This is a genomic window from Pseudomonas sp. MSSRFD41 (assembly GCF_014230245.1).
Taxonomy (GTDB): Bacteria; Pseudomonadota; Gammaproteobacteria; order Pseudomonadales; family Pseudomonadaceae; genus Aquipseudomonas; species Aquipseudomonas piscis.
This window is the reverse complement of sequence record NZ_JACKZK010000006.1, coordinates 69,031-81,714: the sequence shown is the minus strand read 5'-3', so window position 1 is coordinate 81,714 and position 12,684 is coordinate 69,031. Positions and strand designations below refer to the sequence as shown.

At 66.9% G+C, this 12,684-nt stretch carries 1 protein-coding gene; it reads right to left on the bottom strand.

Annotation, left to right across the window (positions count from 1 at the left end):
- Positions 1-14: 14 nt before the first annotated feature.
- Positions 15-12,539 (bottom strand): filamentous haemagglutinin family protein, encoded by a 12,525-nt coding sequence (locus H7A76_RS12130; protein ID WP_185698698.1) that lies wholly within the window; start codon positions 12,537-12,539, stop codon positions 15-17.
- Between the last annotated feature and the right edge of the window lie 145 nt (positions 12,540-12,684).

Sequence of the window (12,684 nt, the reverse complement as noted above, 5' to 3'; positions counted from 1 at the left end):
ACCACGAGAGAACCTTATAGCGTCAGTTGCTTGCGCTCCTCTTCGGTGAGGCGAGCCCGCGCCTGCTCATTGAGCGGGCCGGCGCCCAGTACCTGCACCGGGCTGTCGGGGTTGTAGACCGGGGCCTGGCTGGCTTCCTCGTGTGGACGCTGCACCTGCTCGGAACCGAAACCCAGTACCTCCACGGTGACGATGGACGCCTGGCCCTGCCTGGACGCCGCCTGCTGGTTGCGCGCCGCATCTTGCGCGGCTTGGGAAGCCGCCGAACCCGCGGCACTGGCCGAGGTCATGGCGCTGGTATTGACCACCGCGGCTACCGGAACCCCGGAGGACTTGCCCTGGGTCTGGATGTTCGCCGCGTTGACGACCCGCAGGGCGGCGATGTTGACGTTGCCCGAGACCCGGATCCCGGCCTCGCCGGCATCGATGGTGCCCAGGGGCGCGATCAGGTCGATGTCGCCCGACGGCACCTCGGGAATGGGTGCCAGGGTGGCGATCCCCGCACCGGTGCTAGGCACCGATGGCGCCAGGCTGACGTTGCCCCAGTTGTCGTAGACCCGCTTGGGCGGGGTGTAGACCACGGTGGTCTTGGAACCCCGGCCGGCGTTGATGTCGCCCTGGGCCGACCAGCCCATGATGGCCCCGCCGAAGGTGGTCATGATCCGGCTCTGGCCCAGCAGGATGCTGCCCAGGGAGTACAGCTGGATGTCTCCCGCCCCCTGGGTGATGATCCCCGCCGAGGCCGGCGGCGCGTCGCCTTCGATACCGAAGGTCTGGCTGCCACCGGGGGTCAGCATCTGGATGCCGCCGCCGAAGTTGGTCCGCACCCCCGAGCCCCCGAACAGGGTGATATCGCCCTTGTAGGTGATCGGGTTGCCGGCCACGTCGGTCTGCGGGAACAACGCGGCGATCGCCGCCCGGCCCCGGGCGTAGCTGCCCTGGCGCACCCCACCCTCCTGGTTGTACTCGCGGCCGGCGGCCTTGAGTTCGGCAAAATACACATCACGGGCGAATACCCGCTGCTGTTCCGCCGGCAAGGCCGCGTAATAGGCCCGGGCCTCGGCGGCACCGCCAACAAAACCGAAGCGCCCGGCCAGCCAGCCCACCAGCTCGTTCTCGTAGGTCTTGGCCACCCGCTTGCCCGCCAGGGATTCGCCGTTGCCGGCCAGGTTGTCCGGGTTGAGATAAGCCTCGACGAAGCGCCGGTAATCCGGCCCGCTGGCGCCGACCCCGGCCTGCATCACGATGCTCGCCCCAGGGCGACTATCCCCCGGCGCCACGGCGCCGAGGCTGGTGACGCTGACCTTGTCGTCCATCAGGAGGTTGCGCCCCGCCGTCAGCTCCAGAGTACCGGGGCCGGCGACGTTGAAGCTGCTGTAGAGAATGTCGCGCCCGGCCCTGACGATGGAGATATCGCTGGGATTGTTATGGATAAGCAGGTTGCCTTGCGATGAAGAACTATCACCCGGGTTACGCTCACCAAAGAGCTGCCCGCCACCCACGATGTCGCGCCCCGCCATCATCCAGACCGGGCGGCTGCCTTCGTACCAGGTCTGCCCGGTATGCAGATCGCTCGCCCCGCTGCCAAAGCTGATGATCCGGCCACTGCTGACCCCCACCAGATCGCCATTAACCGCATAGAACCGTGCCGGGTCCGCAGCCCCGTCAACCAGCCCGGCGACACTGCCAGAGCCGAAGGCGAACAAAGGCAAGGTGGACGTAGCCGGATTGCCGCTGGCCGAAAGGTTGCTGGCCACTACGGCATCGCCGACCCGGCCAACGAAGGCCGGACGCCAGGGAGTGGCCATCGAGCTGGCGGCGGCGCCAGACTGGCTGACGACCAGACCACCGGCCTGGATCGAGTCCTGGGCGAGGAACTGCAGCTGCCCCTTGGCGCCCGGCGCCAACAGCAGCGGATAGCGGTAGTTCACGTCCTCACGCTCTGGCGCGGCGGCCTTGCCATAGTAGAGGCTGCCGCTGGCAGCCGTGGCCCGCAGAATCGAGGGATAGACTGCCGCCAGGTCGGTCATGCTAAGGGCACTGGTAAACGGCGTCAGGTTGCCCCCCAGGGCCAACAGATCGATGCCTGTGGTGTCGGTCCACAAGGTGAACCAGCTCTGTCCAGTGCCCTGCTGCCCGCCACGACTGAAGGGCGCGGTATTGAACTGGCGGACCCGCCCCGGATCCTCGACGCTCTGTACCACCAGGTCGCCACGCGATTGCAGCTGGAACGTGGCGTCCCCCGGTACCAGGGTCATACCGCCCTGGGCCAGGCTGCGAGTGGCACGCAACGGGTCGAAGGCCCGGGTCTCGTTGGGGTTGTGATCTTTTGCGGCGCCACCATACAGCAGGTCGATACTGCCCTGGGAAGCGCTCTGCAGCGCGGTATCACCCCGCAGGTTGACCAGCATGCCGCCCAGATGATCGCCGCTGGTGCTGGCAAGCGGGTTCAGGGCCCCGGCGATACGTACCTGCAGGTCGCCACCACCGGTCAGTTGCAGGCTGCCATCGCTGGCGACCCTGCCGGTGCTGCCTACCGCCAATACCAGGCCCTGGCTGCGTGGTCCCATGCCAGCGGACGAACTGGCAGCCGGGGCCAGGATCCCGGCATCGCCAGCGACATTCATCTGCAGGTTGCCGCCGCCCAGGGTACCGAACCCGGTGAACCCCATCAGCTTGTCGGCGGCTCCCGCCGTATAGGTACCGAAGTTGATCCACCAGGCCGTAGGTTGCGCAGAGCCGCCGGTATCGACGTTCGCACTGCCCTGGCGCCACAGCCAGCTGCCCACCTCGGCCGAGTCCCAGCCCTTGTCCTTGGGATTGGGCCATGGGTTGCTCGCCACGCCGGTGATATTGCCGGTCAAGTCACCGCCGACATCGACCCGCAGGTTGCCTCCCGCCTCTGGATACCAGGCTCGGTAGAGGCTGGTGGTACTGCCGTTGACGAACTGTTCGAAGTAGCTGCCCGGATCATTCAGTACCGTGCCACCGCTGCCCAGGCCCCGAGGTTGGTTGTAGGGATCACCGGCACGGGTCGCGATGGAAGAGGTGCCGGCGGTATAGACCCCATACAGCGAGTCCATGCTCAGGTTGCCGGCGCTGAGCAGTTCCAGGTCGCCGGTACCGGTACGGATCACGCTGAAGCGGGTGCTGGACGGCTTGGCTTCATATTCCTTGGCGCTCTGCGCCAGGCAGAAGGTGGGCGTTTCGCTACACAGGGCCTCCACCGAAGGCATTCCGAGGTCCTGAATGAATTTCTCGTCGATCACCGCTCCCAGCTTGACCTCGATGCCCGCCAGGGCCAGTTCGTCCACGGCGGCCTGGGTCCAGACATAGGTGGTCTTCATCGCGCAGAATTCCGGAGTCGCGCCACAAAACTCAGCGATGGTGCCCAGGTCCAGGTCATCAAGCACCTTCTGGTCCACCGGATCGCCTTCCTTGACGAATACTCCGTTTTCGGCCAATGCCTGGACCACTGCGGCCGTCCAGGTAAACACCCCCTTGGCCGGCAACTCGTTGGCGTACATGCCGTAGTGGCTGTCGGCCAGATGCAGGTCGCCATGGCGCGGATTGGCCTGCAGGATGCGGCTGTCGGCGGCCTCGGTGTCGCCCCCGGCTACCAGGCGCAGGGACCAGGACTGCGAGCCCTCGGCCAGCATCGGCGCGATGGCCCAGAGCTTGCCCTGGCGCCCGGCCACTTCCGGACGTAATTGCACCGACTCGACGCCCGTCGGCAACTTGACGTTGGTGCCTGCTGGAATCAGCGCGCCCTTGGGTAATGGCTTGTTGCCATCGAGCAGCACCAGGTCGCCAGCCAGGCTGGGCAAGGCCACGCCCTTGGGCCAGGTCATGGCCTTGACCCGGGTGTTCTGGGCCAGCAGGCTGCCGGCCTCCAGTTGAGTGCCGACGGCCAGGGTCTGGGCCTCGCCGAGCAGGGTTCCGGCGGCGAACAGCAGGTTGCCGGCGGCATCATGTATGGCCGCCGCCAGCACGGTACCGGCCGGCAGGACCAGGCTCTGGTCGAGGATCGCGGTCACCGGCAAGCGAGTGCCCGCCGCCAGGGTCAGGCCCTTGATCGGCAAGTCATAGTTGAGGGTCGCGCCGGAGGGGAAGCGGGTGCCATCGGCCAGGGTCACCCCGGTGCCCGGCACGATGATGTTGCCACCGGTGAAGTCCACGCCCGGCAACAGCACCCACCCCTTGTCGTCCACGGTCTGCGGTGGCGGGGCGAAGCCATCGTTGATGCTGCCGTAGATACTCAGCTCGCCACCGGCGCGCAGCACCAGGGCGCCGACCTCACCCGAGCCATACACCGAAGTCTTCTGGCTGTGGGGGTTGACGCTGGCATAGCGGTAGCCGGACAGGTCCAGGTCGCCCTGCACCACCAGGTCGCCGTCAGGGGTCTTGCTGACGATCTGGACTCCGGGGCGCAGGTGGAAGGCGTCGGCATAACCGGCGTTGTTCAGCCCGGCCAGCTTGTTCTGCATCAGGTCGCTGTTCTGCAGGGCGGCGTTGATGAAGGCGCTGCTCAGCTGGTGCTTCTGGTCCAGGTAGTCCTGGGTGATTTCCTGATAAGGACGGCCACTGGCGGCATCGTTCTTCTGCGGCGCATCGTCATAGCTGACCATGCCGTTGACCGCGATCGAGCGCGCGCCCTGGATATCCAGGCGGCCCCGGGCATCGATGGCGATATCGTCGCTGCTGCCGTCGGGCCTGAATAGCCGTGGGGCATTGAGCTCCAGGGTGCCACGGTTGCGGCCGTCGTTTTGTCCCGCAGCGCCACCGACCGCCACCTCCGTGCCATGGCGCAGGTCGATGCGCGCGCCCTCGGCCAGGGTCAACTGGCCCTTGCCGGAATCCAGGACCACGGTGGCGCGGTTGGGCGCATCGATGATCTTGCCGTAGCTGTCCACCCGCAGCTTGCTGCCATGGGCATCGAGCACCGCGCCGGAGTCCAGGACCAGGCCATTGCCAGCCGCCAGGTTGATGCTGCCGACCCGCTCGCCACTGGCGTCCACCAGGCCGTTGACCCGCAACCGGCCGTTATCCAGGGAGACGTTGATGCTGTTGGCCTTCAGGCCATCGCCGATGGTCAGGTCGCCCTGCTTGAGCTGGAAGCTGCGTGCGCCATACACCTGGCCCTGGTTCAGGCGCTGGTTGAGAGCGGCGAACTGCTCGTCCAGGGTACCGCTGCCACCCAGGCGCTGGGCCTGGATTTCCACCGCGCCGCCCAGGTACGGCACCCGGGTGCCGCCGGCATCGTAAGAACCACTGCTGGCGCCAAGGATCTTGCCCGCCAGGTCCACCAGCCCCGCGCCACTGCCCAGGGCCACGGCGCGCAACTTGCCGGCCTGGTTGCTCTGCGCCGACAGGTCGATGCTCGAACCCGCCGCCTGCAGTACATTGCCGGCGCGGCTCTGGAGCAACACCTCGCCGCCGACGCCGTAGCGGGTCAGGTCGTTGAAGGCCATGCCGCGCCCGGCCACATCGATCAGCGCGGCATCGGTCAACTGCACATCGCCACGGGCCTCCAGGGACACCTTGCCGCTGGGCAGGACCACCGCGCTGGCCAGGCGGATGCTGTCGCCGCTCAAGGACAACTCGGCGCCCTGGCCATTGGCCTGGCCGCGACTGCCGGCCGTGGCGCCGATATCGATGGCGCCACCAGCCGTGATGCGGTTCACCGAACCGGCTTCGCCGGTCATCAACGGCGTGCGGATAGTCAAGTTGCCACCGCTGTAGGCAAAACCCTTGAGTGGGTCGTAGCCGCCCTGGCTCTGGTACACCGCGAGGCTGCCCTTGTGGTTGGCAGTGATGCGCTGGCTGGCGTTGAGATTGACGTTGGCGAACCCCAGGGCCAGGCGATCGAAAGTCTTGGTGGTGCTCGGCTGGGCGAAGGCGCCGTAGCCGAACTCGATGCGCTCGGCATTGATCTCCAGGCGTCCGCTACCAGTGCCGGCACCGCCGGCCACCACTGTCCCGGCCGGGCTCGTGGCCCCCTGCCAGATCAGGTTGGCGGTATGGATGCTGGCCACGTCATGGGCGCCACCGGAACCGTAGAGGGCCGGAGTCGAGAGCATGAGGTTGCTCAGCAACGATTTGCCGGTCACCGGATCGTAGGTATCCAGGCCCGCGCTGCCATAGAAGTTGAAGCTGTCCCGGGCCGAGAGTTGCAGGGTTTCCAGGGCCGGGGCGCCGAACTGGGTATCGCCGCGCAACAGCCGATCCAGCACTTGCTGGGTCAGGGTCATGCCGGCCGGCAGGCGATTACCCGCGGCCGCGGCGGCCAGGGCTTCGGGGCTGCCCACATTGATGCTGCTCAAGCCCAGGTTCAGGTGCCGGGTGCCATAGCGCACCTGGTCCCCCAGCTCGAAGGTCTTGTCGGTCAGGGCAACGATGCTGCCCTCGGAGTACAGCGCGGTCTGTCCGGTGCACAGGCGAGTGCCGCAGCTACCCACCCGGATACCGCCACTGGGCTGCTGGGCCGCAGGCGCGCTCACCACATTGAGCAAGCCATTGGACACCGCCAGCATATTGCCTACCTGATAGGTGAAACCGTCCCGCGCGTCATAACTGGCCTTGCCACGACCGATGGTGTTGATCGAAGCCCCCTGCTCTACCAGGATCTCGCCGGTGTTGGCCACCAGGAACACCTCCGGCGCCGCCAGGGCCGCCCCTTGGCGCAGGATGATCGAGCCATTGCTGGTATTGGTGCCCTCGGCCAGGGTGATGAGGTTACCGCTCTGCCCATACTTGACCAGGGTCAGGCCGCCGAGCATCAGGCGCCCGGCGCCCAGGGCATTGAGACTGTCGGCATCCAGGGTGACTCCGGTAAAGCCGTCGGTGGCCGATTGCCCGGCCTTCACCACTTCGATACCGCTACCGCTGCCCCTGTTCAATACCGAAACGGTACCGCCAAAGCCCCCCGTCGCAGCCTCGAAGCGGCCTGTGCCCTGGAAAGAGAACGCGTCGCTTCCGGCGCCGGCTTCCAGCGCCAGTTTCAGGGTCTTGGCGTCCACCGGCAGCAAGGGCCGCGGCACGCCGAGCTTGGCCGCATCGGCCATGGCGAATTGTGCGTAGCTGGTCTCGTTGTACTGCGAATAACGGCGCAGGGTGTCGGCCGAGGTCAGGATCAACTGGCTGGCGACGCTGTTGCCGATCCCGGTGTTGGCGATGGACAGGCGCCCGGCGGTGCTCCAGGAACCATTGCGCATCAGCTGGGCCGAGCCCTCGCTGCCAAGTCCCGCCAGGCCGTTGATCTCCACGCGAAAGGCCCCCGGCAGCAGGGCATAGGTGGATGGCATCAGGGTATAGGTACCCGCCGCCAAGCCGGGCACTCCGGCGCCGATGGTCACCTGCTGGCCGATCAGCGGATCTACCGCGCCGCCCTCCGGCGCCACCGGCGCGTAGCCGGGTTGGGCGCCGGGAACGATGGCGTAGATCGGATTGCTCGCCAGGCCCGGCAAGACCAGGACGCCATTGGCACCGATCTGCACCAGCGGGCTGTAGCGGGCATCGGTGGAACCGCCACGCCCGGAGATGAAACCCGCGCCCAGCAACTCGCCGCCGCCGGACAGGTCCAGGGTCGCCCCTTGCTGTACCTTCACCGACTTGCCGCCCAGGATCACGCCGACACTCAGCTCGCTGTTTTCATTGACCAAGCCACCCTGGCCCACGAAGTTCACGGTCTTGCCGTTGTACTTGTAGACCTGGCCATCGACGGTACCGCCATAGGGCAACACCAGGCCCTTGCCGCTGACCGAGGTCAGGCTGCCGGGCAGCAATTCGACCTTGCTGCTACCCAGGTTGCCGATCTCGATCAGGCCCAGGGGGGCGCGCACCACACCGCCCTGCTTGATATTGGCGGCACCCAGCTGCAGGCGGCCGAAGACCGAGTACGGCACGGCCGAGTCAGCGTTGCCATTGCGCGCAATGGTCAGGGTCCGGCTCGGATCGAATGCGAGGCCTGCGTAATCGTACTTGTAGCCGGCGATCACCCGGGCCCCGACCTCGGTCCCCGGATACAACTGCGCTGCGCGCAGGGTCATGTCGCCCTGGGTCAGCAGCTGGGTGCTGATGCCCTTGGCGATCACATCGGCGCCAGCGCCGGCGAGGAAGCGCAGATCGCCCTGGCTATCGAGCCGGACATGATCGAAGCCCCGCCGTTCGATATTCACCAGGCTGTCGTTGGCCTGGCGCAGGTCGCCCTTGCTGCCGAACATCACGTTGCCGCGCACATCGATCAGGCGGCCATCGGCGTTGAACAATGCCTGGGTGGCGCGCTCCGACGGCCTGCCGATGGAGACCACCGGACGCACATACTGGTCCTTGGCCTCCGGCGGCGCGAGGATGCCCGCCAGCAACAGGTAAGGCGCCGACAGGTTGACCCGGGTATTGGCCGTGGCGGTTTCCGCCAGGCCCAGGGCGCCACTGTACAGGCGCAGGCTCTGCCCCATGCTCAGCGACACATCGCCATCGAAGCTCAACAGGCCGTTGCTCAGCAAGGCCAGGTTGCCAAAGCCGCCGGCTGTCACTTGGTCCACGCCGAGGCCGCCATGGCCATACTCAAGGGCTGAGCCCGCAGCGTCGGGGGATCCGGGCAGGACATTGGCCTGGTGAGTCTGGCTGACGACCAGTTCGCGGGCCTTGAGCACCCGGTCGGTCACCGCGCTCTTGGCGTAGTACGGGCTCTCCAGGGCCACGGACAAACTACCGCCCGCCGCACCGGCACCGCCGGCCCGAGCGACGAAACTGCCGTCCAGGTACAGGCCGTTGTTGGAGGCGAAGCCAATGCTGCCGCCATTGCTGGCGACCTGCACCCGCCCTTGTCCGGGAATGTCCAGGGCGGCCTGGGTGCCGGATGCATCCAGCCGCGCACCGTCGCGCACCACCACGAACAGGTCACTGGCCTTGGCGATGCCGGTGGCCAGGTCGATCTCGCCACCGATGCTGATGTTGCCGCCGTTGCGCACCTGGCCATAGCTGCGCCCACGATTGTCCACGGCGCTCACTGCCCGGGCCGCGACATCGATCAGCGCCTGCTCGCCGACCCAGATCGAGCGTCCGTGGCCGGCAGCGTTGGCTGCCTCGGAACTGGCCACGGTGAGGCCAGCGAGGCTGACGCTGCCGCCCCAGGCATTGAGGGTGCCGTTCATGGTCAACTGGCCGACGCTGCGCAAGTTGATGGCTTGCCCCGGATCGACATTGATCACCGCGCCCTGGCCCACGTTCAGCGCCGTGGTCGCCAGTTGCGCGCCGCTGGAGTACTGGTTGCCGGCGGTCAGGGCCAGCCCGGCGCCACGGCGCTGGGTCAGCACGCCTTTGGTCGCATCCTGCTGGTACAGATCCGGCAGCCAGGGCTCCAGGATGCTGGCCGGATCGCTGCCGGTGCCGGCGTTGCCAGCCTGGGAGCCGAGGCGATAGACCGGCATCTTGACGTCGACCCTGGCGTTCTCGGCGACCACCAGTCCTTCGTTGCCGGTGATGTCGTAGGCTGAGAAGCCCTTGTCGAAGAAGTCCCCCGCCAACTGCAGGGTGCCGGGCTGCGGCGCCACATCCCGCGCACCGATCAGCACCTTGTGCGCCTGCAGGGCCAGGGTGCCGCCGCCGTTGAGCCCATGGCCGCGCAGCTCTGCGTCGAGATCCAGCTTGCCATCGGCCGCCAGGGTCACATCGCCCCCCTTGCCACCGCTGAGCTTGCCATCGAATCCGATGGTGCCGCCGGAGCCGGCATCCACCAGGCTGCCCTTGGCCAGGTTGAGGTCGCCACTGCTGCGCAGCGACACCTTGCCGCCGTTGCTGAACGCCACGCCGCCGTTGTTCAGCGGATCGAGGGCCAGGTTGTTCCAACGCCCCGACACATCCAGCTTGACCCCGCGGGTGACATCGACCCGGGCCTGGACGCCGCCAGTGGGGGCAAGGATCACGTCGCCCACCGCGAAATTGCGGTTCGCATCCACCTGGCTCAGCACGTTGCCGGCATTGATACTGCCGCCGTGGGCAGCGAGGTTGGCGTTGATCTTGACCTGGGGACCGAACAGCGTGATGTCCCCTCCATCGGCCACCGTCAGCGCGCCATCGACCTGGATCCGCTGCCGGGCACCGACCTTGATCGCCCCCAGTTGCAGGCCATTGAGCTGGTCGCTGTCGAGTACCAGCCGCCCCTGGCGATCGGCGGGCAAGGCGCTGTCCAGGTCCAGGCCGTCGGCGATCTTCTGCTGGTTGGCGGCGATCAGCACCTGGTCCACGGTGGGGCTCAAGGCATGGCGCAGGACACCGCTGGTCTTGTTATAGATCGGCGTGTAGTTGCCGATGATCAACTGGGCGCGCTGGGCTGCCGCCTTGTGCGATTGCTGGTAGCCATCGAGGTTGGGCTTGGGCGCCTGGACCTGCCGGTCGCCCTTGAACACATCGCTGACCAGTTGCCCTTCGAGCACCGCGTTGCCGGTGCCGATCACCAGCTTGCCGGCATCACGGCCCACCGTGTAGCCCGCCTCGTAGCGCTGCTGCTGGGCGATCAGCGGGTTGTAGTAGTAATCGGTGCGCCCCCAGCGCGGGCTGCTGTCCACATAGCCTTTGTAGATCCCGGTGTAGAGCAGGTCCCCTGGAGCCCGGGACAGTTCGTACAGGCGCCCGTCCACGCCCTTGAGCCAGGTCTGCTGGATATAGCCGCCTTGCACGTCCACGGTACCGCCGGACAGGTTCAACTGGGCGCCGGACTGGGTCACCACATCCTTGCCGGTGAAGGTCAGGGTCCCGCCCTGGGCCATCCACTCACCGATGTTGTGCCGCTGGGTGCCCAGGTAACCGCCCACTTCCAACAGTCCGCCGGCGGTGTACCAGCGGTCGCTGGCGTAACCGTTGGTGCCCGCCGGCACGAAGATCAGCTCGCGCAGGTCGACCCACACATCGTTGTTGATCAACTTGCCGGCGTCACGATTACCCGCCGAATCGCGTTGCTCGTTGCCCTGGAGGTTGATCTTGATGTTGTTGGATTCCATCGCCACCTTGACCCCGACGGCGCCGGCAACGTCGATCACCGCGCCGTCGCGCACCAGGCTGCGCTGGCCGGCGCTGACCGCTACCTGGCCACCGGTGGCCAGGGTGATGGAGCCCTTCTGGAAGTCCACGGTACCGCCACTGACGATCTCCACCCGGGACTGGTCGGTACGGTCGGCAACGCTGCTGAGGTTGTTGAACTGGCCGGTGATCAGGTTGGCCGGGGTGCCGTCGAGGTTGCCCAGGCCGCTGTTGCGCTGGCTATCCAGGGCGCCGCTGCCGCTGCTGTCCAACAGGATCGCGGTAGTGCTGCCCTGCCCCAGGGTCACGCTACCGCTGCCGTCGCTGGCGGAGTTGAGCAAATGGATGGTGCCCCGGGTATCCACCGAGGTACTGGCCAGCGCCACGCCGTTCTGCAGCACTTGGTGGCCGGTCAGGGTGATGTCGCCGGTGGAGGCCATGATCAGGCCATTGTTGCTGACCTTGCCGGCACTGCTGCCCGGCTTGAGCGAGGTGGCCACTTCATTGCCGCGGGTGGTGGAACGCTGGTTGCCCTCGGTCCCGACTCCGCGGCGAATGTAGAAACTGTCCCCGGCGGCCAGGGTGGTCTGGCCCTTGGCGGTGACGATGGTCCCGGCGTTCTCCACCTCGCTGCCCAGCAGCAGGGCGTAGCCACCGGCATCGGTGGAGGTGGCCGGGGCATGGGTCTGGATCGAGGCGCCAGCCTGGACCAGGACCTTGCCGGCGGCATCGGTGAAGGTCGGCTGGCTGCCGTTGGCGTCGACATACAGGCCACGCTTGCTGAATTGCTCGTCGGTGATGGTGGCTGCGGCCGCCACCAGGTTGCGCACGTTGACCTGGCTGGTGCCGCTGAACACCACGCCGTTGCGGTTGATGATCATCACCGTGCCGGCGCCCTTGATCTGGCCCTGGATCTCGCTGGGCCGACCATTGGGATCATTGATCCGGTTCATCAGCGCCCAGTTGGACTGCTGCTGGAAATCCACCGTGGTGTTGCGCCCGACGTTGAAGGTTTCCCAGTTGAGGATGGCCTTGTCGGCGGTCTGCTCGATGGTCACCGTGGTCTTGCCGCCGGATTGGCTCTGCACCGGCCCCTTGGCGTTGATCCAGCCCTGGGTCAGGCTGTTGTCGACCTTCAGTCCGCCCTGGCCGAGGCCATCGGGAACGCTGCTGACACTGCCGAACGCAGCCTGGCGGGCCGCCGCCTGGGCCGCCTGTTGTGCGGCGATGGCCGCCACCGTGGAGTTGAGATTGCCCAGCGAACGCTGCAATTGCTGGTTGACCCGCACCTGCTGGGACAGCGGAGGCGGCATGCCCGGCACCTGGCCATTGGTACGCGCGGCAGTGGCCGCCTGGGAGGCGCCCTTGTCGGCGAACCAGCCGGAACTGAACGCCGGGGCGGCATTGGCACTGCCGGCCATCAACAACAGGGCGATGGCCTGGGCCAGGGGCTTGAGCCGCAGGATCGGCGCCTGGGAATCCAGGCCAGGGGGGTTAACCGGTGGTTTGCAGCGAACCATTACTACTCATCCTTTGTTATGACGCCCAGGGTGCGCGACGCTGTACGGCCCAGGGCGTGCGTCACTGCTTTAGGAATAGGCCGTTGTCGAAGGACACGACCGAACGCTTGTCATGGAAAATTCATGTTCTGGGTGTAACGCTCGC